The sequence below is a fragment of the Achromobacter sp. ESBL13 genome (genome assembly GCF_036668755.1).
In the GTDB taxonomy this organism is placed as follows: Bacteria; Pseudomonadota; Gammaproteobacteria; order Burkholderiales; family Burkholderiaceae_B; genus Achromobacter.
In genome coordinates this window covers 680,996-702,434 of the sequence record NZ_JAZEVT010000001.1, presented here as the reverse complement: position 1 = coordinate 702,434, position 21,439 = coordinate 680,996, and the positions used below count along the sequence as shown (strand labels likewise).

Sequence of the window (21,439 nt, the reverse complement as noted above, 5' to 3'; positions counted from 1 at the left end):
GGGCACAGGCCGGCACAAGGCCTGGCGTCCCCGAAAAGGCTGGACGCACAACAATAGCAAGCAAGGAGACAACATCATGAAGAGAAGAACCTGGATCACCCTGGGGGCCGCGGCCCTTGCCGTATCGCTGTCCGGCGCGGCCGCCGCGCAAGCGGATTACCCCGACCGCCCCGTGCGCCTGATCGTGCCGTTCCCGCCGGGCGGCACGTCCGACGTGGTGGGCCGCATCTTTGCCGAAGCGCTCGGCAAGCAACTGGGTCAGCCGGTGGTGGTGGAAAACCGGGGTGGCGCGGGCGGCACGGTGGGCACACGCGCGGTGGCTTCCGCCGCGCCCGACGGCTACACGTTGCTGCTGGGCACGTCCAGCACCAACGGCACGAACTCGGCCGTGTACCAGAACCTGCCCTACGACGCCGTCAAGGATTTCACGCCGGTCACGCAGATCATCCGTGTGCCGGGCGTGATCGTCGTCAACAAGAACTTTCCGGCCAAGGACTACGCGCAGTTCTTCGCGCTGGTCAAGGGCGCCCCGGGCAAGTATTCGTATGCGTCGTCGGGCAACGGCGGGGCCACGCACATGGCCATGGAGTACTACAAGTCCCTGTCGGGCCTGGACATGATGCACGTGCCGTATCGCGGCACGGGGCCCGCGTTGAATGACGTCATCGCCGGGCAGGTGCCGATACTGTGGGACACCGCCGCCTCGTCCATGGCGCACATCCAGTCGGGCAACCTGCGGGCCATCGTGGTGGCGGCCAAGGCCCGCCTGCCGCAACTGCCCGACGTACCCACCTTTGCCGAAGTGGGCCTGCCGGACTACGACGCCGAAATGTGGAACGGCCTGCTGGCGCCCGCCGGCCTGCCCAAGGACGTGCTGGCCAAGCTGAACGACGCGTCGCGCAAGGCGCTGGCCGACCCCGACGTGCAGGCCAAGTACGCGGGCGTGGGCGCCTATGTGGTGGCGGACAAGCCGGATGCGTTCGGCGCGATGATCCAGGCGGACGTGTCCAAGTGGAAGAAGGTGGCCGACTTCGCCCACATCTCGGTGCAATGACATGGGACAGCGCGTCAAGGACAAGGTAGCGCTGGTGTTCGGCGCGGGGTCGTCGGGGCCGGGATGGGGCAACGGCAAGGCGGCCGCCGCGCTGTATGCGCGCGAAGGGGCGCGCGTGTACGCGGTGGACGTGCGCGCGGAGGCGGCCCAGGAAACCGAACGCGTCATCCAGGGCGAAGGCGGGCAGTGCCGCGCGCTGGTGGCCGACGTGACGCAGTCGCAGCAGATCCAGGCCGTGGTGGCGCGAATACTGGACGAGGCCGGCCGCATCGACATCCTGCACAACAATGTGGGCATCACGGAAATGGGGGATCCCATTGAAGCGTCAGAGGAAAGCTGGCATCGGGTGCTGGACACCAACCTGACCGGCGTGTTCCTGACCTGCAAGCACGTGCTGCCGGCCATGCTGGCGCAAGGCGGCGGCTGCATCGTCAACATCTCGTCGCTGGCCTCGATTCAGGTCAACACCTATCCGTACACGTCCTACTACGCGGCCAAGGCGGGCTTGAACCACCTGACGCGGTCGCTGGCGGTGCGCTACGCGCCGGACAATATCCGGGTCAACGCGGTGCTGCCCGGCGTGATCGATACGCCGCTGATCTACCAACAGATTGCCGGCCAGTTCCAGGACGTCGAGGAAATGCGCCGCCGCCGCAACGCCGCCAGCCCGATGGGCCGGATGGGCGACGCCTGGGACGTGGCGCATGCCGCCCTGTTCCTGGCCAGCGACGAGGCCAAGTACATCACCGGCGTGTGCTTGCCGGTCGATGGCGGCAAGGCCTGCGCGGGGCGCTAGCCGGGGGTGTGGCTGCGGCTGTGGTTGTGACCGTGGTTGTGGCTGCGGTTGTGGCTGCGGTTGTGGCTGCGGCTGCGGCTGCGGCTGCGGCTGCGGCTGCGGCTGCGGCTGCCGTTTCGGCCGCGGCCGCGGTTGCCTTCAGGCGCGCGGCAGCAGATCCGCCGACAGTTCGGACGCGGCGCGCTGCAACGCGGCCACCACATCATGCAGCCGAGCCCCCGACAGCCGCGAACGGATCGCCGCCACGCTCAGCGCGGCCACCACGTTCTGTTCGCGGTCGAACACCGGCACGCCCACGCCCAGCATGTCGGGGATGATGCGCCCCGGGTTCAACGCATAGCCGTGCTTGCGCGCGGCGGCAATGTCGTCGCGCAGCATGTCGGTGGACGGCAGGTCGGGCGCGGTGGTGGCGTCGTAACGAGCCAGCACGCGATCGATATCGTCGTTGGGCAAAAACGCCAGCAGCGCCAGGCTGCCCGCCCCCACGCCCAAGGGCCGCCGATGGCCCACTTCCAGCGTCAGGATCTTGATGGGAAAGTCGCCCGTCTTGCGGTCCACGCACACTGCTTCGTGGCCGGAACGCACGGACAGAAAGCTGGTATCGCCCGTGGATTGCGCCAACCGCAACACAGCCGATTCTGCGATGGCCTTGATGCCATGGCGGCTTTCGGCGGCCAGACCCAGAATGTATGACTCGCGGCCCAGGCTATAGGTTTTGAGCTTGGGGTTCAGCGACAGAAAGCCCTCTTGCAGCAACGCTGACAGCATGCGGTGCGCGGTGGGCGGCGTCAGGCCGATGTCGCGCACGACATCGCTCAAGCCGACGCCACGCGCGGGCGCGGCGCCCACGTATTTCAACAGGCGCAGCACGCGGAAAATGCTTTGGGCGCCGCCCACGGAGTCGGCGGCGCGCGGCGGGGCGGGCACGGAAGATCGCGCGGTGCTCATCGCGCGATCAATGCAGGGTGGTGCCGTCGGGCGGCGTCTGGTTCAGGCCCAGCGCCGCTTCCCAGGCGCGCAGCGGCACGCAGGTCTGCAAGCGGACGATGGCGCGTTCGATCAACGCGGGATGCAGTTCGTGGCCAACATGGCTGGCGATGTCGATGGTGGAATCGCCATGCAGCGCCTCCAGCCGCGCCTGGGCCGCCTGGATGTGGGACACATTCATGACGGGGTCGTCGGCCCCGTGCAGCAGATGCAAGGTAGTGAATTGCGGCGCGGTCTTGGGCAACTGGGCATAGCGGCCCGAAAACGCGATGATGCGGCCGGCCATGCCGTCGTGGGCCTGCACCAGTTCCAGCGCCATGATTGCGCCCTGCGAAAAGCCCGCGATCGCCGTGTCCGACTGCAATAGCTTGAAGCGGGCCTGCGCCTGGCGCACATAGGCTTCCAGGGGCGGCATGGCGGCCGCCACGCGTTCGGCGCGATTGTCTTCGGTCACGCCGCGCACCGAAAACCACTGGCGCCCCGCGTTGCCGCCGTCAAAGGGTTGGAAACCTTCGGGCACCAGCACCGCCGCCGTCGGAAAGGCCGCGCGCACGGCGCGGGCCAAGGGCCGCAGGTTATCGGGGGACCCGCCCACGCCATGCAGCAGGATGAACAACTGGCGCACGTCGATGCCCGCCTCGGGTAGGAATTCAAGAGATTCGGTAGATGCCATGAAACTGCTCCGTGCTGGCCCGGGCCGCTGGACTGCGCCGCGATGGCCGCATTGTAAAATGCGCGGCTTTACCGTTGGCGGCGTGCCTGGCGTCGGCGGCCGCTTGGCGACCACTTGGCGACCACTTGGCGGTCGTCTGGCGGTCGTCTGGCCGCCGCAAGCGTGACCGGACCCCGCCCACCCCTTGCCTGAATGCCGCCTCGGCGGCCACTTGACCCCCCGCAATGCAGACACACACCCCCGATTCTGGCGCGACTTCCGATAGCCGGAATCAGCTTCACCGCGTGCTCAAGGCGCGCCACCTGACGATGATAGCGCTGGGCGGAGCCATCGGCACCGGCCTGTTCGTCGCCTCGGGCGCGGCCATCGCGCAAGCGGGCCCGGGCGGCGCCCTGCTCGTCTACCTGGTGATCGGCCTGATGGTCTACTTCATCATGACCAGCCTGGGCGAGCTGGCCACCTTCATGCCGGTGTCCGGGTCGTTCTGCACCTATGCGTCGCGCTATGTAGACCCCGGCTTCGGCTTCGCGCTGGGATGGAATTTCTGGATCAGCTGGGCCACGGTCGTCGCCGTGGACGTGGTGGCCGCCCAATTGGTCATGGCGTACTGGCTGCCGGACACGCCGGGCTGGATATGGAGCGTGGCCTTTTTGGCACTGACCTTCGGGTTGAACGCGTTTTCGGCGCGCAGCTTCGGCGAGGCCGAATACTGGTTCGCCATCATCAAGGTGGTGGCGGTGCTGTGCTTCATCGCCGTCGGGCTGGGCATGCTGGTGGGCATCATCCACAGCGGCGATCAGGTCGGCCTGGTGAACTGGACCATCGGCGATGCGCCCTTCGTGGGCAACGCGGCCACCTGGGTCGGCGTGGCCATGGTGGTGGCCTATTCCTTCCAGGGCACCGAACTGGTGGGCGTGGCCGCCGGCGAATCCGAAAACCCGCGCCGCAACGTGCCGCGCGCCATCAACAACGTGTTCTGGCGCATCCTGCTTTTCTATGTGCTGGCCATTCTGATCATCGGCCTGCTGCTGCCCTATACCGATCCGCAACTGCTGCGCAACGAAGTGGAAGACATCGCCGTCAGCCCCTTCACGCTGGTGTTCCAGCACGCCGGCTTGCTGTCGGCCGCCACCGTGATGAACGCGGTGATCCTGACGTCGGTGCTGTCGGCCGGCAATTCGGGCATGTACGCCGCCACCCGCATGCTGTTCAACATGGCAGCCGAGGGCCAGGCCCCCGCGCTGTTCAAGCGGCTGACGGCAAGCGGCGTGCCGCTGTACGCGCTGCTGGCCACCACGGCGCTGGCCTGCCTGTGCCTGTTCAGCGTGGTCTACAGCCCCAAGGCGGTCTATATCTGGCTGCTGAATTTTGCGGGCATGACGGAATTCATCGTCTGGCTGAGCATCGCGGTCAGCCATTACCGGTTCCGCCAGGGCTACGTGCGGCACGGTTACGACACGGCCGACCTGCCTTACAAGGCCGGCCTGTTCCCATTTGGCCCGGTGCTGGCCTTTGTGCTGTGCCTGGTGGTGACGCTGGGCCAGAACTATCAGGCGTTCCTGCAGGATCGCATCGACTGGATCGGAGTGGTGTCCACATATCTGGCCATTCCGCTGTTCCTGGCGCTGTGGATCGGGCATCGCGTGGTGAAGAAATCGCGCTGGGTGCGCTACGGCGACATGCGCTTTTACGGGCTGGATATGGACCCTGGGGCAGGCGTGGCCGGGCCGGGCGGCACCCAAAAAGGGTGACAAAGGGGCGGCAAAGGGATCACCGAGGAGCAACAAAAAGGAAGCTACAATACTGTATATTCATACAGTAATGATGACTCCTGAACGCATCCATCCCGCGTTGTGGCGCGCCACCCAGTTGGCCAAAGGCGCCGCGCGCAACCTGCCTACCGGGCACGCTTCGCTTTCCGCCGAGCTGCCGGACGGCGGCTGGCCGCTGGGGTCTCTTATCGAACTGTTAACCCCCCATCCGGGCGTGGGCGAAATCCGCCTGCTGCGCCCGGCGCTGGCCCAGCTGGAAACGCGCCGCCCCATTGCGCTGGTCCAGCCGCCGCACGTGCCCCACATCGCCAGCTGGATGAGCTGGCGGCTGGATCCCCGGCAATTGCTGTGGGTGGCGCCGCAAAAACCCGTCGATGCCCTGTGGGCGACGGAACAAATCCTGAAAAACGGCAGTTGCGGCGCCCTGATCTGCTGGTTGCCGCACGTGCGTCCCGAATCCCTGCGCCGCCTGCATCTGGCGGCCCAGGCCAGTGACCTGCTGTTCATTGCCATCCGCCCGGCCAGCGCCGCGCAAAACGCCACCCCCGCCCCGTTGCGGCTGGCGCTTGCGCCGGCCCCGGGCGGTTTATCCGTTCATATTCTGAAGCGCCGGGGGCCTGTCTGCGACACCCCGCTGTACGTGGGCCTGGAGCCCGGCGCGCTTACGCCGTCTTCTCCCCGCCATGCGCCTCTGGATCGCCGCATTCCTGCGCTGCCTGCCGTTGGACGTACTACGCCCGCACTGGCCGCATGAGGGGCAAGCGTTCGCCGTCCTGGACCAGGAACGCGTTGCCGCCCTCACCCCCGCCGCCCGTCAGGCCGGCGTCAAGCCGGGCATGCGCCGCGCCGGCGCGGCCGTTATCGCCCCGCAGGTCGAGCTCTTGCCCCGCCAGCCCCAAGCCGAAGCCGACGCGCTGCACGGCGCGGCGCTGGCGCTGCTGCAATACACCCCTGAAATTGCCTTGGGCGATGCCGACACCGTGCTGTTGAACGTGGGCGCCAGCCTGATGTTCTTTGGCGGCCCGCGCGCGCTTGCCCGGCGCATACGCGCCACCCTGCAAGCGCTGGACCTGCGCGTGTCGCTGGGCATGGCGCCCACGGCCCGGGGCGCCTGGCTGCTGGCGCATCGGGCCGGCCGCCGCATGCCCCGGCGCACGCTCACCCTGCCCACGCTGGCCCGCCGGCTGGACGCCCTGCCGGTGGCGCTGCTGCCCCAGGCGCAAGCGCGGCTGGACTGGCTGGGCGACATCGGCTGCCATACCCTGGCCGACCTGCGCGCCCTGCCGCGCGCCGGCCTGCAACGGCGCAGCGCGCCCGATCTTCTGCCGGCGCTGGACGCCGCCTATGGCCAGGCGCCCGAACTGTATCGCTGGATCGAACCGCCCAACCAGTTTTCCCGGCGCATCGAGCTCATGGACTACGTCGAGCACACCGACGCCGTGCTGGCGGTGGCGCGCCGCCTGGCCGAACAACTGGGCGGCTGGCTTACCGCCCGGCAACTGGCAGTGCGGCGCGTGGTGCTCTGCATGGAACACGAACGCGGCCGCCATGCCCGGCCGCCCACCGAACTGGAACTGGCGCTGGCGCAACCGGTCTGGCAGGCGCCGCAGATCTTGCACCTGCTGCGCGAAAAGCTGAACCACGTCACGCTGGAAGCGCCCGTCATCGCCGTGTCGCTGCTGGCGCCCGACACCGTGGAACAGCCCGCCGTCAGCACCACCTTGTTCCCCGAGCCCGGCGGCACCGCAGCCGACCACGCCCGGCTGCTGGATCTGCTGGTGGCCCGGCTGGGCCGCGACCAGGTACGCCACGCCCATCCCACGCCCGACCACCGCCCCGAAGCCGCCAATTCCTGGGGCGACGCGCTGACCACCCCGCGCCCGCCCCAGCCCCTGCCGCCCTTGTTGGACCGCCCCTTCTGGCTGCTGGAAACACCGCTGGCCTTGAAACTGTCGGGCCATCGCCCCCAGTACGGCGGCCAGCCGCTGCGGCTGGTGCGCGGGCCGGAACGCATCGAAAGCGGCTGGTGGGACCCGGCCCTGACCGTGCGCGATTACTTCGTTGCCGAAGACGCGGCGGCCGCGCGCTACTGGATCTACCGCGAACGCGACGCGGAACACGCGCGCTGGTTCCTGCACGGGCTTTACGCTTAAGGCCAGACCCATGCAGGACGATCCCTACGACCCCACCGCCGACCCCTCCGACCCCGCCGCGTTGGCCACCCTGCCCGGCTACGCCGAGCTGCAATGCCAGTCGAACTTTTCCTTCCTGCAAGGCGCCTCGCATCCGGAAGAACTGGTCGCGCGCGCGACGGAACTCGGCTACGCCGCGCTGGCGCTGACCGACGAATGCTCGCTGGCCGGCGTGGTGCGCGCCCACATGGAAGCCAAGACCCAGAAGCTGCCGCTGATCATCGGCGCCACGTTCCAGCTGCGCGCCGCGCCCGACGCCGCGCCGCTGGGCCTGACCCTGCTGGCGCAAACCCGCGAAGGCTACGGCAACCTGTCCGAACTCATCACGCTGGCCCGCACCCGCGCCCCCAAGGGCGAATACCGGCTGGCCCCTGAAGACCTGACCCAGCCGCCCAAGGGCTACGAACACCTGCGCCAGTTACCGGAATGCCTGGCCATCCTGACGCCCGCCTACGGCACCGACGCCGACCGCCTGGCCGAGCAGGCGCGCTGGCTGGCACGCGTGTTTCCCACCCGCGCCTGGGTCGGTTTGAACCTGCTGTACCGGTCGCGCGACGACCAGCACCGCGCCGCCGTCGAACATGCCGCCCGCCAGGCCGAGCTGCCCGTCGTGGCGGTGGGCCAGGTGCAGATGCATGTGCGGTCGCGCAAGCCCCTGCACGACACGCTGGCCGGCATCCGCACCCGCCAGACCGTCGCCCAGTGCGGCTATGAATTGTCCGAAAACGCCGAACAGCATCTGCGCACCCGCATGCGCCTGGCCAACCTGTATCCGCCCGACGCACTGGCGCAGACCCTGGTCGTGGCGCGCCGCTGCGCGTTTTCGCTGGACGAACTGCGCTATGAATACCCCGACGAGGTCGTGCCGGCCGGCCACACGCCCGCCTCTTATCTGCGCCAGGAAACCCTGGCCGGCGCCCTCCGCCGCTTTCCCGCCGGCGTCCCGGAAAACGTGGAAGCCCAGATCGAAAAAGAACTCGACCTGATCGGCGAGCTCCACTACGAAGCGTATTTCCTGACCGTCTACGACATCGTCCAGTACGCGCGCAGCCAGGGCATCCTGTGCCAGGGCCGGGGGTCCGCCGCCAACTCAGCCGTCTGTTATTGCCTGGGCATCACCGCCGTCGATCCGGCCCGAGGCAACAACCTGTTTGAACGTTTCATCAGCAAGGAACGCAACGAACCACCCGACATCGATGTGGACTTCGAACACCAGCGCCGCGAAGAAGTCATCCAATACATCTATGACAAATACGGACGCGACCGCGCCGCCCTGACCGGCGTGGTCATCTCGTACCGGCCGCGCAGCGTGCTGCGCGACACCGGCAGCGCGTTGGGCGTGGACCTGGGCGTCATCGACGCCGTGGCGCGCGCCCATCAATGGTGGGACGGCAAAAAGGAAATGCTGCGCACGTTGGGCACCTGCGGACTGGACCCGGAATCGCGTGTGGCGCGCCAATGGGCGTCGCTGGCGCAAACCATGATGGGCTTTCCGCGCCACCTGTCGCAGCACCCCGGCGGCTTCGTGATTTCACGCGGCAAGCTGTCGCGGCTGGTGCCCATTGAAAACGCCGCCATGCAGGACCGCAGCGTCGTGCAATGGGACAAAGACGACCTGGACGCGCTGAAACTGCTGAAAGTGGACGTGCTGGCGCTGGGCATGCTGTCCGCCTTGCGCCGCACGCTGGAACTGGCCGGCCGGCGCCGGGGCCGGCCGCTGGCCCTGCAAGACATACCCGAAGGCGACGAAGCCACCTACGACATGATCTGCGAGGCCGACACGGTGGGCGTGTTCCAGATCGAATCGCGCGCGCAGATGACGATGCTGCCCCGCCTGCGCCCGCGCAAATACTACGACCTGGTCGTGCAGGTGGCCATCGTGCGCCCCGGCCCGATCCAGGGCGGCATGGTCCACCCCTACCTGCGCCGCCGCCAGGGCAAGGAAGCCGAAACCTATCCCAGCGAGAAGGTCCGCGGCGTGCTCAGCCGCACTATGGGCGTGCCCATCTTTCAGGAACAGGTGATGCAGATTGCCGTGGTGGCCGCCGGCTTCACCCCTGGCGAGGCCGACCAGTTGCGGCGGTCCATGGCCGCCTGGAAACGCAAGGGCGGCGTGGACAAATTCCGCATCAAATTGGTGGGTGGCCTGCTGGCGCACGGCTACAAGCTGGAATTCGCCGAAGCGCTGTTCCGGCAGGTCGAGGGGTTTGGCGAATACGGGTTCCCGGAAAGCCATGCCGCCAGCTTCGCCCTGCTGGCGTACTTCAGTTCCTGGCTCAAGCGCCACGAACCCGAAGCCTTCCTGGCCGCCCTGCTCAATTCCCAACCCATGGGCTTCTACGCCCCCGCGCAACTGGTGCAGGACGCCCGCCGCCACGGCGTCTGCGTGCTGCCCGCCGACGTCACCGTCAGTGGCTGGGAATCCGCGCTGGAAACCCTGCCCGCGGACCACCCCGGCGCCCAGCGCCGCCCCCGCCCGCATTCGCCGCCTTCCAACGAAGCGCGCCCGGCCGTGCGGCTGGGCCTGAACCTGCTGCAAGGCATGCGCGAAGACGCCGCCCGGCGCATCGAACAGGCACGCGTGGAGGCGCCCTTTACCGACACCGGCGACCTGGCCCGCCGCGCCACGCTGAACCGCCACGACCTGAACGTGCTGGCGGCCGGCGACGCGCTGCGCACGCTGGCCGGCCACCGCCGCCAAGCCAGCTGGGAAGCCGCCGCCAGCGTACAAAGCCGGGACCTGCTGCGCGACGCCGCCATCGTCGAAACGCAGGCGCCCCAGCTGTCGGCCCCGTCCGAAAGCCAGACCGTGGCCGCCGACTATCGCAGCCTGGGCCTGACGCTGCACAGCCATCCGGTCGCGCTGCTACGCCCCCAACTGGCCGCCCGCAACTTCCAACCCGCCGAGGTCCTGAACGGCTACCCCGACAAACGCGTCGCCCGCGCCTGCGGCATCGTCACCGTGCGCCAACGGCCACAAACCTCCAAGGGCGTCATCTTCGTAACCCTGGAAGACGAAACCGGCCCCGTCAACGTCGTCGTCCGCCCCGACCTGATCGAACGCCAACGCCGCGAACTACTCGGCGCCAAACTGCTGGGCGTCTACGGCACCTGGCAAAGCGTCGACGGCATCCGACACCTGATCGCCCAACGCCTGGTGGACCTGTCCGACCTGCTGGGTGGCCTGGCGGCGCATAGCCGGAATTTTCATTGACGTCACGCGCTTGTCAACCTCTGGAATCGACTTGCCCGCCAGGGGAACCCACGCCAAAGTCGATCGGATTTACGGTGCTCGCTGATCCCTGATTACAGCGCGCCACGGCTGGTCTATCATGGCTTTTTCGTCGTCGAGTAGTTGTAAGGAGCTTTACATGATCCGCAAGCTGATCCCTTTCCTTCTGATTGCCAGCCTGACCGCATGCGCCAATACCGGGACGTCTTCGTCCGGCGCGTCGTCGGCATCCAGCTCCTCCAGCGCGTCTTCCTCTTCCGGCGCGTCCAGCGCGTCCGGCGGCTCTACTTTCGGCGGATCATCCTATGGCGGGGCGGCAGGCGGCTCGGCCATGCCTGGCTATGGCACCAAGACTTGCGATGCGGCCGCGCTGCAATCGCAGATCGGCCAGAAGGCCACCACCTCTACCATGGAAGACCTGCGTACCCGCAGCGGCAGCAGCACGGCGCGCATTTTGCGCCCTGGCCAACTCGTGACCATGGAATACAACGCCACCCGCTTGAACCTGATCGTGGATGACAAAGACGTCATGACCGCGATTCGCTGCGGCTGATCCAGCGGCATCCAAGGCAGGACGGCGCCCGCCATCGCGGCCATCACCGCCCCACTGCCCGCCATCTTGCGCCCCTGCCGGCCGCCTCAGGCCGCGGGCGGCGTGGGTGGCACGTGGGGCAGGAACGCCCCCGCCACCTCGAACGCGCATTCCTCGCGCGCAATGTCGATCACCCGCGACACGATCGGGTTGACGATGTTTTTCTTGTGCACCGCGTAGTAATTGATCGTGGGCAGATCCGGCTGCACATTCAACCGGCACAGCGCGCCGCGCTCGACCAGCGGCGCGAAGTAGGCGCCGGGCAGGTAGCTGATCCCCAGCCCCAGCATCGTCAACTGCGCCATCATCCCCAGGCTGTTGCAGGTCAGCACCCGCTTGACGGGCAAGCCCTGTTCCGCGAACCACGCGTCATACAGATGCGACAGCGCGGAATTGGTCGGCTGCGAAATCACCGGATACGGCGCCAGGTCCTGGGGTGACAAGCGCGCCTGGAAATCGATGTCCAGCGCCGGGCTGGCCATCCAGACGTTGGTGACGGCGCCCAGGTGCGTGCAGTCGTATTGGTAGCTCCAGAAAGGCCCCGGCATGATGGCCAGGTCAAGCTGGTCTTGTTCCAGCCGTTCGTACAGCGTGATGCCACCGTCGATCTCGGGCATCAGCTGCACGCGCGGGTAACGCTGGCTGATCTGGTTGATCAGCCGCGCCAGCCAGGTCATGCCGACCAGTTCGGTCACGCCCAGCCGCACCACGCCTTCGAAACTGGCGGGGTCGGCCATGTTCTGGACGATGCGGCTGTTCAGGTCCAGCATCTCGCGCGCCAGTTCGAACAGCTTGCGGCCTTGCGGCGTCATCACCAGTTTCTTGGCGCGCCGCTCGAACAAGGGCGAGCCCGCAAAGGCTTCGAGTTCGCCCACCCGCTTGGCCACCGCCGATTGGGTCGTGTGCAGTTTTCGGGAAGATGCGCTGAAGCTGCCAAGTTCGGAGCTCCAGTAAAAAGCCTCTAGCTGTTTAAGGGTGTACATCGCGGCGGTCGAGGCGAAACGCATGGAAACCCTCACGTTACCATCGCGGCGGGCGGCGCTAGCCGCGCGGATGCAGGATGTCGGCCAGGAAGCGCTGCGCGCGCGGATGCGACGGCGCGCTGAAAAAGCGCTCGGGCGTATCCACCTCCAGGATCTCGCCGCCATCCATGAAGACGACACGGTCGCAGACGTCGCGCGCGAAGCCCATTTCGTGCGTCACGCAGACCATCGTCATGCCGTCCTTGGCCAGGCCCTTCATCACTTGCAGCACCTCGCCCACCATTTCGGGATCCAGCGCGCTGGTCGGCTCGTCGAACAACATCACCGGCGGCTGCAACGCCAACGCACGGGCAATTGCCACGCGCTGTTGCTGGCCGCCCGACAGCGAACCCGGATAGGCATCGATCTTGTTCAACAGCCCTACCCGTTCCAACAAGGCACGCGCCAGTTCAACCGCCTGCTTGCGCGGCTGCTTGCGGATGTTGACCGGCGCGAAGATCACGTTTTCCAGCACGCTCATGTGCGGAAACAGGTTGAACTGCTGGAACACAAAACCGATCTTCTGGCGCAGCGCGTTCAGGTTGGCGCCCTTTTGATAGATGTCGGCCCCGTCGATCAGGATGCGGCCTTTTTCGATGGGCTCCAGCCGGTTCACCGTGCGGATCATCGTCGATTTACCCGAACCCGACGGCCCGCACACCACCAGCACTTCACCACGCGCCACCGCCAGATCGACGTCTTTCAGCACGTGATGGTCGCCATACCACTTGTTCACTTTTTCAAGCTTGATCATGATTCGTTCCGTTATGCCATGGCGCGCGCGCGGCGGATATGCAGGTCCAGCCAGCTCAAGCCGCGGCTCAGGCTGAAGCACACCAGGAAATAGATGATGGCCAGGATGCCGAACACCTGTAGCGGCTGGGTCAGCACCAAATTGTTGATCTGGTTGGCGGCAAACGTCAGTTCATTGACGCTGATGACGTAGCCCAGCGACGTTTCCTTGATCGTGGACACGAATTGGCTGGTCATGCTGGGCAGCACGTTGAACAGCGCCTGCGGCAGCACCACCTTGCGCATCGTGGTCCAGTAGCCCACGCCCAGCGACCGGGACGCCTCGATCTGGCCGCGCGGCACCGCCTCGATGCCCGACCGGATCACCTCGGACAGATAGGCGCTTTCGTAGACCACCAGCGCGAAAATCAGCGTCCAGAAACCGCTGACCACCTGCCCCGTCAGCTTGGGCACCACGAAGTACGCCCAGAAGATCAGCATCAGCAGCGGCATGCCGCGCACCATGTTGACCAGCGCCTTGCTGGCGACGCGCAGCGCGCCGAACGGGCTGACGCGGGCCAGCGCAATCAGCAGCGCCAGCGGCAAGGACATCAGCAGCCCCAGCGCCGCCAGGATCAGCGTCAGGGCCAGACCGCCCAGGGGCCCGTTGGGGTATTGGCCGACCAGCAGCGTCGGCCAGTATTGCGACAGCAGATCAAGCACCGTGGCCTCCACGATTCAGACGATAACGGGCGTAGATGCGCGACCCCACCGCCATGATCAGGAACGATCCCAGCAGATACATGATCGTGGCCGCGCCGAAGGTGGCGAAGGTCCGGTAGGTTTCGTTTTCGATCTCGCGCGCCTGGTACGTCAGTTCCATCACGCCGATCGCCATCGCGACGCTGGTGTTCTTGAACAGCAGCAACGCGCGGCCGACCAAGGGCGGAATGGAAATGCGCAGCGCCTGCGGCACGATCACGAAACGCATGCATTGCAGGTAGCTGGCGCCCAGCGCGCGCGCCGCCTCGAACTGCGTCCACGGTATGGCGCGCAGGCCGCTGCGGATGTCTTCGGCGATGTACGCGGCCGACCCCAGCGCCAGCGCAATTGCCGCCAGCGACATCTCGGCGTTGTGATCGTAGAGCCACATTCGCAGCCCTTCGGGCAGCAGTTCGGGCATGCCGAAATACCAGAACAACACCTGCACCAAAAGCGGCACGTTGCGGTGGTATTCGACATAGGCGTCCACCACCCAGCGGCACGGCGCCAGGTTGGTGGCGCGCACCACGACCAGCGTCACCGCGATGGCGAAGGCCATGATCCACGCAACGAAGAACAGTTGCACGGTGACCACCATGCCGCTTAACAGCAGCTGGTATTGGGAAGCGTCTAACAGGCTCATAACGCATCGGTCCCTGGCGGTTGCGCGGCCATCAGCCGGCGATGGGGCCGATCTTGAAACCGCGCTCCAGCTTGTAGGGGGTGGCCGGGCCAAACCACTTGTCGAACAGCTTGGCGGCGGCGCCCGAGCTTTCGGCTTCGTCCAGGGCCTGGTTCACCGTTTGCAGCATGCGCGGTTCGGACTTGCGCACGCCCAGGCCCCAGGGCTCGTCGAACACCGACTTGGCAATCACGCTGACGGGCGCCGTGGGCGGGCTTTGCAGCACCAGCCGCACCAGCACCAGTTCGGAGGCAAACTGCGCGTCCACCTTCTTTTGCTGCAAGGCCAGATAGGTGGCCGAACTGTCGCCATAACCAATCACTTGCGACTTGTTCAGGATGCGCTTGATCTCGCGTTCCGAGCTGGAACCCTTGGTGGCGCCGATGCGCCGGCCGTTCAGCGCGTCAATGGAATCAAAGCCCGAGTCCTTGCGCACCAGCAGTTTTTGCGGGCTGACGTAATAGGCGTGGCTGAACGCGATCTGCTCGGCGCGATCCGGCGAATAGCCCAGGTTGGCGGCCAGAATGTCCACGCGCCCTTCGTTCAGTTCCGGCACGCGGGCCGCCACCGACAGCAGCTTGTAGCTGATCTTCACGCCCAGCTTGTCGGCAACCAGCTTGCACACGTCCACGTCATAGCCCACCAGCTGGCGCGTGGCGCCGTCCTGGAAGCTGAACGGCTGCGACGTGCCCAGCGTGCCGCAAACCAGCTCGCCGCGCGCCTTGATGTCGTCGACCTGGTCTGCCTGCGCGGCAGCGCCCACGGCCAGCGTGGCCAGGCCCAGGCAGGCGGCAAAGAAAGTGTGGCTTTTCATGGATGATTCCCCTTGTATGTTGTGTTGGTCAATCGGCGTTCACGACAGCTTGGCGCAGGCCTCGCGGATCGCGGAACATCCTTGCTTGATATCGTCCATCGACGCCGCGAACGACAAACGGAACGTGCCCGGTGCGCCATAGGCGTTGCCGTCGATCACGGCCACGCCGGCTTCGCGCAACAGGTAATGCGTCAGGTCGGTATCGCTGGCGATCACCTCGCCCGAGGGCGTCTTCTTGCCCAGCAGGCCCGAGCAATCCGGAAACACATAGAACGCGCCTTGCGGCACCACGATGGTCAGCCCCGGCGCGCCGGACAGCTCGGCCACGGCCAGGTCGCGCCGTTGCTGAAAGACCCGCGCAAATTCCGCCACGCAATCCTGCGGGCCCGACAGCGCTTCCAGCGCGGCAGCCTGGCTGACCGACGACGCGCCGGACGTGCTTTGCGATTGCAGTATCGCCATCGCCTTGATCAGTTCGTCGGGCCCGGCGCCGTAGCCGATGCGCCAGCCCGTCATGGCATACGCCTTGGACACGCCGTTGACCACCAGCGCGCGGTCGGCCAGCTCGGGCGCCACCTGCAACGGATGCACCGTCGGTTCGCCCGTGAAATTCAGGCGGGCGTAGATGTCGTCCGTCATTAACCAGACATGCGGATGGCGCTTGAGCACTTCGGTCAGCCCGCGCAATTCCTCGGCGGTATAGACGGACCCCGTGGGGTTGCTGGGCGCGTTCATCATCAGCCACTTGGTGCGCGGTGTGATGGCGGCGTCCAGCGCTTGCGGCGTGACCTTGTAGTCCGACGCGGGAGACGTCTTCACCGCCACCGGCACCCCGCCATTGACCAGCACCATATCCGGGTACGACACCCAGAACGGGGCGGGGATCAGGACCTCGTCGCCGTCATTGAGCGTGGCGGCCAGGCCATTGAAAATCACCTGCTTGGCGCCGGTGCTGACGATGATCTGCGCCACGGGATAGTCCACGCCGGTCGCATCCAGCAGCTGCGCGCGGGCGGCCCGGCGCAACGCCACGGTGCCCTGCGCGGGCGGGTACTTGGTTTCGCCCCGGTTCATCGCGGCGGTGGCCGCCTGGCGGATATGTTCGGGCGTCGAGAAATCAGGCTCGCCTATGGTCAGGTCGATAATGCGGCGGCCCTGTTCGCGCAGCTGCGCAATGATGGCGCGCGCGGCAACGCTGGGCGACAGCTTGATGCGCTTGATGCGGTCGGCAATGATGCTCATTGTGCGCCCCCGGTTTTTTCAAGAATGGTCTTGGCCAACCAGGGTTTGGTGTACGTACCCGCGCGCAGCTTGTCCTTGGCCACGGCTTCGTCAGCTTCTTTCTTTTGCGCCAATGCCAGCACGGCGGCCGCGTGTTCGGCGGGAATCACCACCACGCCATCGGCATCGCCCACGACGACGTCCCCGGGGTTAACGACCTGCCCGCCCACGGATACCGCCACATTGATTTCACCCGGGCCGTCCTTGTAGGGGCCCTTGTGCGCCACGCCGCGCGCGAAGCAGCCGAATTCGCCTTGGCCAAAGACGTCCACATCGCGCACCGCGCCGTCGATGACAAAACCCGCGATGCCGCGCGACTGCGCGTCCATCATCATCAGTTCGCCGACCAACGCGTTGCTGGTGTCGCCGGCGCCATCGACCACGATGACGTCGCCCGCCCCACCCATGGAAATTGCCTGATGGATCATCAAGTTATCGCCCGGCCGCGTCTTCACGGTAAGCGCCAGGCCGACCATGCGGCGCGTGCCGCCGTGCATCGGACGCAGGTCCGCCACGCCGTAAAGGCGATTCATGCAGTCACTGATCTGGGCAGAGCCGATATCGGCGAAGCCGGCCAGTACGTCGGCGGCCACGGCCGGCGCCGAGCGGGAAAGAATGCGAAATCCGATGGGAGTCATAAGAAAGTCGAAGGGGGTGGATGCGTCTAGCGGTTAAGCGAATACGCATTACAAGGCCCCCGAAGCCTTTCCTCAAAACGATATAAATTCCCAGCGGATCACGAATTTTTTTCCTATATCCAAGCCTCTAGGGTTATCCCTGATTCGTGATCAACCTTGATCGCCCCCGATCAATCATCCCCGCCGTTGTTCGCGCCCCGCGCCTCTGACAGTGCGATTGTCAGGTGCATGACCTTCTTTTTCAGCTGGTCGCGTTCTTCGGTGATGCGGGCCAGCACCCCGCGCAGGCGGGCCACTTCGGCAGGCAGATCCTCGATGTGCTCGATGGGGACTTCAGGCGGGGCTTCACGTGGCGGCGGCGCCTTGGCCAGACGCACTTCGCGCGCCGCCTGTTGCAGTTCTTTCTTGCCGCCGGCCACCGCCGCCGCCTGGCGCTCGGGCGGCAACGAGGCCACTGCCGCGGCGGCGTTGATCGAAATGGCGCCCTCTTTCACGGCACGCACCAGTTCGGGCGCGGCGTCCTTTTGGATTTTCTCGATCTGGCCCAGCGTATTGCTGCTGATGCGCGCGGCGCGCGCCAGCGCCTGGCGGCTGGGCACGGGCGGCGTCCACGAGATATTGGGCGGCAGGCGCGGGGCGCCGTCCACGCTGGGCGGCGCGTCGGTTTCGTCCCAAGGCGGGGACCCGTCCGCTTCGGCTTCTGGCGGCGTCGCGGCTTCCGGCGGCGTGCGCGCCAGCAGGATTTCTTTTTTGCGCAGCGCCAGCACGCCGCGCTGGAAGTCCGACACGCTACGTCGGCCCAGATGGTTTTCAATCATCCACAGGTGCACGTCTTCCATCGACTTGAACGTGGTGTTCTGACGCGTCTGGAATTCGATGCCGTGCTTCTTGCACAAGGCATAACGGTTGTGGCCGTCCACCAGCAAATCGCCCCACAACACCAGCGCATCGCGGCAGCCCTCGGCAAGCAGACTGCGTTCCAGCGCCTCGTGCTCGTCTTCCGTCAACGGGTCTATATAGGCGCGCAGGCCCTCGTCAATCCTGATTTCCATGGTGTCCAATTGGTTTATCTTGCCTAGCACCGCTACGTCAGCCCCTGGCCACGCAGCAAATCCTGAACCGCCGCCAGCCGTGCCACCGGGTCCGCCAGCCCCAGCAACCGGGCCTTGTCATCCGGTGGCAGGGGCAGCAGTTCGCACCAGCGATCCGCCACCCAGCCGCTGTCGTCCAGCCGGAACGGCGGCGCAAGCGGCATCCTGTCCGGCGGCACGCCCTCTTGCTGCCATTGCGCCACCAGCCGGCCCAAGGCGTCGGCGCTGGGCTGCATGGACGCCGGCACGGTCGTGGGCGGGTCGTCGGCGATGGGCTCGGTCTGGCCCATCCACAGGCCGTATTTTGCCACCTTGCTGGACAGCAGCCGGAACCGGCTGCCGCCAATACAGCGCACTTGCAGCAAGGCGGGCATGGGCGCGTCCCACGCCACGATGCGCGCCAGTGTGCCGACCGGCGCCAGCGTCTCGATGCCCTCCGGCGAACGCACTTCGTTGCCGGCCAGCAAACCCACCACGCCGAACTCGCTACCCTCCGCGATGCAGCGGCGGATCATATCCAGATAGCGCACCTCGAAAATGCGCAGATGCAGCACGCCGGCGGGAAACAGCGCGTTGGATAAGGGGAACAGCGGAATCAGCGCCATGGCCGGCTCCTAGTTGATGTGGAAGGCGGCGTCCACCGGCACCTGCATGGCCGTCACCATGGCGTTGGTCTGCGCCGCCATGCCGATCACCGCCAGCAGTTCGGCGTGCTGGCCGCGCGTCATGCCCTTGGCCTTGGCCGACGCCGTGTGCGAATGCACGCAGTAAGAGCAACCGTTGGCCGTGGACACGGCAATGTAGATCATCTCGCGCACGAGCGGCGGCAGCTCGCCTTCGGCGACCATGACCTGTTTCAGTTGCGACCACACGCGCTGCAATTGCGCCGGGTCGTTGGCCAGCGCGCGCCAGAAGTTGTTCACGAAATCCGACTTGCGTGTGGATCGGATGTCTTCGAACACTGCCCATGCTTCGGGGCTTTTGCGGACCTCGTCGTCCGTCAGCAGTTTTACCGTGCTCATGTCGCCATTCCTTTATGAAGCCGTGGGGGTTCAAGCCGTGAATTTCGGCTGCGCTTCCACCCACATGGCGGCCCGGCATCCTTCCCAACCGGCTACAGTGCGTAGGTTGCCGGGCCGTGCGGTTTTGCGGGTCGGGCCTTCCATCATAGTGCGACGGCGTTTCCAGCAGCTGTCCGCCTTCGAACCAGGAACCATCATGCCCCAGCTATCCGCCTATCTCAGCTTTGACGGCAACTGCGCCGACGCCATGCGCTTTTACGAGCGCGTGCTGGGCGGACGCCTTGACGCCCTGATCCGCTACGCCGACGCGCCCGCCGATGCCGCCATGCCCGCCTTGGCCCCCGAGGACGCCGAGCGCATCATGGTCGCTCGCCTTGCGCTGGACGAACAGACGCTGCTGGGCAGCGACGCCACCAGCGGCCACCCGTACACGGGCAAGAAAGGCATGGCGCTGGCGCTGCTGTACCCCACCGTGTCCGATGCCCAACGGGTATTCGACCAACTGGCCGAAGGTGGCAACGTGACCATGCCGCTGCAAAAGACGTTCTGGGCCGAGGCGTACGGCGCGCTGGTGGACCGCTACGGCACGCGCTGGATGGTCAGCGGCGGCAAGATGACGCACTGAGGCGTCGGACCCCGTGCATTCCAGCGACCCGGGCCGCATGGGCGCCATCTTTCACTACGTGCATGTGATCTTGATCGCGGGCGTGATCGTCTCGGCGGTGGCCAACGAATTGGTCATCCTGCACCCCGACGGCCGCATCACCACGCCGGCCGCCGCCGCATTGCTGGGGTGGCCTGCGCTGTACCTGCTGGGCAACGGCATCTACAAGACGGTGGTGTACGCACGCTTTCCGCTATCGCACGTGGCCGGATTGGTGTTGCTGGCGGTGCTGGCGCCGTTGTCCACCGTTACCGACAGCCTGATGGTGGGCGGGCTGACCACGCTGATCATGATGCTGGTGGCGGTGTGGGAAAGCCTGTCGCGGCGCCGGGCGGCCTCGCCCGTCACCGTGTAGCCGTCCAGCGCGCAAGCATTGGGCGGCCTTGCGACGGGCTGTCGCCGCACCGACCCGCGCGTCCACCGATGCCGCAACGCCGCGTCACACGCCCGGGCGATGCAGCGCCAGCACCTCGTGCAGCGATTGCGCCGCGCGTTGCAGCACGGGCACGGCACGCAGCAGGTCGTCCAGCATGACGCGCGCCGTGGGCGCGTGGCAGGCCACGGCCGCCACCACGCGGTCCTCGGCGTCTTTCACCGGCACCGCCACCGCGCTCATGCCACGCACGAATTCCTCGTTATCGATGCCGATGCCGCGCGCGGCCAGGCGTTCCAGTTCTTCTTCCAACTGCGTCGGGTCCGTCAAGGTGCGCGGCGTGTTGCGCGTCAGTGTCAGCCGCGCCAGCACGCGGCCACGTTCCAGCCGGTTCATCGACGCCAGAAACAGCTTGCCGCTGGCGGTGCAGTGCATCGGCACATGGCTGCCCACGGCGAAAAACAGCCGCAAGGGCTCCGACGTTTCGACGCGTTCCATATAGACCACGCGGTCGCCGTCGGGCGCCGTCAAGTTGCAGGTTTCGCCAAGCGTGCCGACCAGTTGCGCCAGCACCGCGCGGCAGGCGCGGGTAAAGGCCGAGGCGCGCAACGTGGCCAGCGCCAGCGACGTGGCTTGCGGCCCCGGCACATAGCCCTGTTCGGTGGGCGTGGCCGCGACGAAGCCGGCGCGCTGCATCGCCGCCAATAGGCGCATCAAGGTCGACTTGGGCATGTCCAGCCGCTGCGCAAGCTGCGCCAGGGTGGGCGGATGCTGGGCGCGCGCAAGATGGTCCAGCACCAGCAAGGCCCGCAACGAGCGCGCTGCCTCCTGGTGCTGTTGCTGCTGTTGCTGCTGTTGCTGCTGTTGCTGTTGCTGTTGCGGCCCCACCGCGCCCGGCGGCTCCGGCGCCGATGCTGCACTGCGATTTTGAAACCGAAGTTGCATGTTCCGTTCCATTTGTCCGCCCCCACGCGTGTTGTGCTTTGTTCTACGCGCCTGCTTCCTAGAATCGCCACAGATGACGGCCGGGTGCGCAACGCAAACCGGCCGGATCGAACCA

At 66.6% G+C, this 21,439-nt stretch carries 21 protein-coding genes and 1 pseudogene; 9 read left to right on the top strand and 13 right to left on the bottom strand.

Annotation, left to right across the window (positions count from 1 at the left end; genetic code table 11):
- Positions 1 to 76 precede the first annotated feature (76 nt).
- Together V6F88_RS03240 and V6F88_RS03235 are read left to right on the top strand one after the other, a co-directional pair.
- On the top strand, positions 77 to 1,054 hold the full coding sequence (locus V6F88_RS03240) for a Bug family tripartite tricarboxylate transporter substrate binding protein (RefSeq protein WP_332607912.1): 978 nt from the start codon (positions 77 to 79) through the stop codon (positions 1,052 to 1,054).
- A 1-nt stretch (position 1,055) separates the two neighbouring features.
- A complete protein-coding gene (locus tag V6F88_RS03235) occupies positions 1,056 to 1,850 on the top strand; it encodes an SDR family NAD(P)-dependent oxidoreductase (protein ID WP_332607911.1) in 795 nt (264 codons plus the stop codon).
- A 138-nt stretch (positions 1,851 to 1,988) separates the two neighbouring features.
- On the opposite strand, the gene V6F88_RS03230 is transcribed toward V6F88_RS03235, so the two are convergent.
- Positions 1,989 to 2,798 carry an IclR family transcriptional regulator gene (locus tag V6F88_RS03230; RefSeq protein WP_332607909.1) on the bottom strand — a complete coding sequence of 270 codons (810 nt, stop codon included), beginning with the start codon at positions 2,796 to 2,798 and terminating at the stop codon, positions 1,989 to 1,991.
- Between the two features lie 7 nt (positions 2,799 to 2,805).
- A complete protein-coding gene (gene ypfH / locus V6F88_RS03225; protein WP_332607907.1) occupies positions 2,806 to 3,510 on the bottom strand; it encodes an esterase in 705 nt (234 codons plus the stop codon).
- Positions 3,511 to 3,734: 224 nt separating this feature from the next.
- Between ypfH and V6F88_RS03220 the strand changes: the two genes are divergently transcribed.
- From V6F88_RS03220 to V6F88_RS03200, 5 genes are all read left to right on the top strand, one after another.
- Entirely contained in the window at positions 3,735 to 5,261 is a 1,527-nt protein-coding gene (locus tag V6F88_RS03220; protein WP_332607906.1) for an amino acid permease, read from the top strand.
- 70 nt (positions 5,262 to 5,331) lie between these two features.
- Positions 5,332 to 6,036, top strand: a complete 705-nt coding sequence (imuA, locus tag V6F88_RS03215; protein ID WP_332607905.1) for a translesion DNA synthesis-associated protein ImuA — start codon at positions 5,332 to 5,334, stop codon at positions 6,034 to 6,036.
- The gene (locus tag V6F88_RS03210; protein ID WP_332607904.1) at positions 5,966 to 7,435 is read left to right on the top strand and encodes a Y-family DNA polymerase; all 1,470 of its coding nucleotides are present in this window, start codon (positions 5,966 to 5,968) and stop codon (positions 7,433 to 7,435) included. The genes imuA and V6F88_RS03210 overlap by 71 nt, the downstream gene beginning before the upstream one ends.
- A gap of 10 nt (positions 7,436 to 7,445) precedes the next feature.
- Positions 7,446 to 10,688, top strand: coding sequence for an error-prone DNA polymerase (locus V6F88_RS03205; RefSeq protein WP_332607903.1), 3,243 nt, complete (start codon positions 7,446 to 7,448; stop codon positions 10,686 to 10,688).
- A 157-nt stretch (positions 10,689 to 10,845) separates the two neighbouring features.
- A complete protein-coding gene (locus tag V6F88_RS03200; protein WP_332607902.1) occupies positions 10,846 to 11,259 on the top strand; it encodes an I78 family peptidase inhibitor in 414 nt (137 codons plus the stop codon).
- Positions 11,260 to 11,345: 86 nt separating this feature from the next.
- On the opposite strand, the gene V6F88_RS03195 is transcribed toward V6F88_RS03200, so the two are convergent.
- The 10 genes from V6F88_RS03195 to V6F88_RS03150 all read right to left on the bottom strand — a co-directional run bounded on the left by V6F88_RS03195 (position 11,346) and on the right by V6F88_RS03150 (position 19,342).
- Entirely contained in the window at positions 11,346 to 12,305 is a 960-nt protein-coding gene (locus V6F88_RS03195; RefSeq protein WP_332607900.1) for a LysR family transcriptional regulator, read from the bottom strand.
- Between the two features lie 34 nt (positions 12,306 to 12,339).
- A complete protein-coding gene (locus V6F88_RS03190; protein WP_332607898.1) occupies positions 12,340 to 13,074 on the bottom strand; it encodes an amino acid ABC transporter ATP-binding protein in 735 nt (244 codons plus the stop codon).
- An 11-nt stretch (positions 13,075 to 13,085) separates the two neighbouring features.
- Positions 13,086 to 13,775, bottom strand: a complete 690-nt coding sequence (locus V6F88_RS03185) for an amino acid ABC transporter permease (RefSeq protein ID WP_332607896.1) — start codon at positions 13,773 to 13,775, stop codon at positions 13,086 to 13,088.
- Positions 13,768 to 14,457, bottom strand: coding sequence for an amino acid ABC transporter permease (locus V6F88_RS03180; protein ID WP_332607895.1), 690 nt, complete (start codon positions 14,455 to 14,457; stop codon positions 13,768 to 13,770). The genes V6F88_RS03185 and V6F88_RS03180 overlap by 8 nt, the downstream gene beginning before the upstream one ends.
- A 31-nt stretch (positions 14,458 to 14,488) precedes the next feature.
- A complete protein-coding gene (locus tag V6F88_RS03175; protein WP_332607894.1) occupies positions 14,489 to 15,310 on the bottom strand; it encodes an ABC transporter substrate-binding protein in 822 nt (273 codons plus the stop codon).
- Positions 15,311 to 15,349: 39 nt separating this feature from the next.
- Complete coding sequence (locus V6F88_RS03170; RefSeq protein ID WP_332607893.1) at positions 15,350 to 16,552, bottom strand: aminotransferase class I/II-fold pyridoxal phosphate-dependent enzyme; 1,203 nt, start codon at positions 16,550 to 16,552, stop codon at positions 15,350 to 15,352.
- A complete protein-coding gene (locus V6F88_RS03165; protein WP_332607892.1) occupies positions 16,549 to 17,229 on the bottom strand; it encodes an RraA family protein in 681 nt (226 codons plus the stop codon). The genes V6F88_RS03170 and V6F88_RS03165 overlap by 4 nt, the downstream gene beginning before the upstream one ends.
- 170 nt (positions 17,230 to 17,399) lie before the next feature.
- Positions 17,400 to 18,281, bottom strand: a complete 882-nt coding sequence (locus V6F88_RS03160; protein WP_332607891.1) for a hypothetical protein — start codon at positions 18,279 to 18,281, stop codon at positions 17,400 to 17,402.
- A 32-nt stretch (positions 18,282 to 18,313) separates the two neighbouring features.
- The gene (locus V6F88_RS03155; protein WP_332607890.1) at positions 18,314 to 18,925 is read right to left on the bottom strand and encodes an LON peptidase substrate-binding domain-containing protein; all 612 of its coding nucleotides are present in this window, start codon (positions 18,923 to 18,925) and stop codon (positions 18,314 to 18,316) included.
- A 9-nt stretch (positions 18,926 to 18,934) separates the two neighbouring features.
- The gene (locus tag V6F88_RS03150) at positions 18,935 to 19,342 is read right to left on the bottom strand and encodes a carboxymuconolactone decarboxylase family protein (protein WP_332607889.1); all 408 of its coding nucleotides are present in this window, start codon (positions 19,340 to 19,342) and stop codon (positions 18,935 to 18,937) included.
- 196 nt (positions 19,343 to 19,538) lie between these two features.
- Here V6F88_RS03150 and V6F88_RS03145 point away from each other — a divergent pair, with 196 nt between their 5' ends.
- Both V6F88_RS03145 and V6F88_RS03140 read left to right on the top strand, forming a co-directional pair.
- Complete coding sequence (locus V6F88_RS03145; RefSeq protein WP_332607888.1) at positions 19,539 to 19,967, top strand: VOC family protein; 429 nt, start codon at positions 19,539 to 19,541, stop codon at positions 19,965 to 19,967.
- Positions 19,968 to 19,980: 13 nt separating this feature from the next.
- Positions 19,981 to 20,361, top strand: a pseudogene (locus V6F88_RS03140) (low temperature requirement protein A); the annotation flags it as partial.
- 84 nt (positions 20,362 to 20,445) lie between these two features.
- Here V6F88_RS03140 and V6F88_RS03135 read toward each other — a convergent pair.
- Positions 20,446 to 21,336, bottom strand: coding sequence for an IclR family transcriptional regulator (locus tag V6F88_RS03135; protein WP_332607887.1), 891 nt, complete (start codon positions 21,334 to 21,336; stop codon positions 20,446 to 20,448).
- Positions 21,337 to 21,439 lie beyond the last annotated feature (103 nt).

What these genes read in the sequence shown, in the direction of transcription:
- V6F88_RS03240 (WP_332607912.1), top strand. Translation starts at nt 77, where the DNA reads ATGAAGAGAAGAACCTGGATCACCCTGGGGGCCGCGGCCCTTGCCGTA.
- V6F88_RS03235 (WP_332607911.1), top strand. Translation starts at nt 1,056, where the DNA reads ATGGGACAGCGCGTCAAGGACAAGGTAGCGCTGGTGTTCGGCGCGGGG.
- V6F88_RS03230 (WP_332607909.1), bottom strand. Translation starts at nt 2,798, where the DNA reads ATGAGCACCGCGCGATCTTCCGTGCCCGCCCCGCCGCGCGCCGCCGAC.
- ypfH (WP_332607907.1), bottom strand. Translation starts at nt 3,510, where the DNA reads ATGGCATCTACCGAATCTCTTGAATTCCTACCCGAGGCGGGCATCGAC.
- V6F88_RS03220 (WP_332607906.1), top strand. Translation starts at nt 3,735, where the DNA reads ATGCAGACACACACCCCCGATTCTGGCGCGACTTCCGATAGCCGGAAT.
- imuA (WP_332607905.1), top strand. Translation starts at nt 5,332, where the DNA reads ATGATGACTCCTGAACGCATCCATCCCGCGTTGTGGCGCGCCACCCAG.
- V6F88_RS03210 (WP_332607904.1), top strand. Translation starts at nt 5,966, where the DNA reads ATGCGCCTCTGGATCGCCGCATTCCTGCGCTGCCTGCCGTTGGACGTA.
- V6F88_RS03205 (WP_332607903.1), top strand. Translation starts at nt 7,446, where the DNA reads ATGCAGGACGATCCCTACGACCCCACCGCCGACCCCTCCGACCCCGCC.
- V6F88_RS03200 (WP_332607902.1), top strand. Translation starts at nt 10,846, where the DNA reads ATGATCCGCAAGCTGATCCCTTTCCTTCTGATTGCCAGCCTGACCGCA.
- V6F88_RS03195 (WP_332607900.1), bottom strand. Translation starts at nt 12,305, where the DNA reads ATGCGTTTCGCCTCGACCGCCGCGATGTACACCCTTAAACAGCTAGAG.
- V6F88_RS03190 (WP_332607898.1), bottom strand. Translation starts at nt 13,074, where the DNA reads ATGATCAAGCTTGAAAAAGTGAACAAGTGGTATGGCGACCATCACGTG.
- V6F88_RS03180 (WP_332607895.1), bottom strand. Translation starts at nt 14,457, where the DNA reads ATGAGCCTGTTAGACGCTTCCCAATACCAGCTGCTGTTAAGCGGCATG.
- V6F88_RS03175 (WP_332607894.1), bottom strand. Translation starts at nt 15,310, where the DNA reads ATGAAAAGCCACACTTTCTTTGCCGCCTGCCTGGGCCTGGCCACGCTG.
- V6F88_RS03170 (WP_332607893.1), bottom strand. Translation starts at nt 16,552, where the DNA reads ATGAGCATCATTGCCGACCGCATCAAGCGCATCAAGCTGTCGCCCAGC.
- V6F88_RS03165 (WP_332607892.1), bottom strand. Translation starts at nt 17,229, where the DNA reads ATGACTCCCATCGGATTTCGCATTCTTTCCCGCTCGGCGCCGGCCGTG.
- V6F88_RS03160 (WP_332607891.1), bottom strand. Translation starts at nt 18,281, where the DNA reads ATGGAAATCAGGATTGACGAGGGCCTGCGCGCCTATATAGACCCGTTG.
- V6F88_RS03155 (WP_332607890.1), bottom strand. Translation starts at nt 18,925, where the DNA reads ATGGCGCTGATTCCGCTGTTCCCCTTATCCAACGCGCTGTTTCCCGCC.
- V6F88_RS03150 (WP_332607889.1), bottom strand. Translation starts at nt 19,342, where the DNA reads ATGAGCACGGTAAAACTGCTGACGGACGACGAGGTCCGCAAAAGCCCC.
- V6F88_RS03145 (WP_332607888.1), top strand. Translation starts at nt 19,539, where the DNA reads ATGCCCCAGCTATCCGCCTATCTCAGCTTTGACGGCAACTGCGCCGAC.
- V6F88_RS03135 (WP_332607887.1), bottom strand. Translation starts at nt 21,336, where the DNA reads ATGGAACGGAACATGCAACTTCGGTTTCAAAATCGCAGTGCAGCATCG.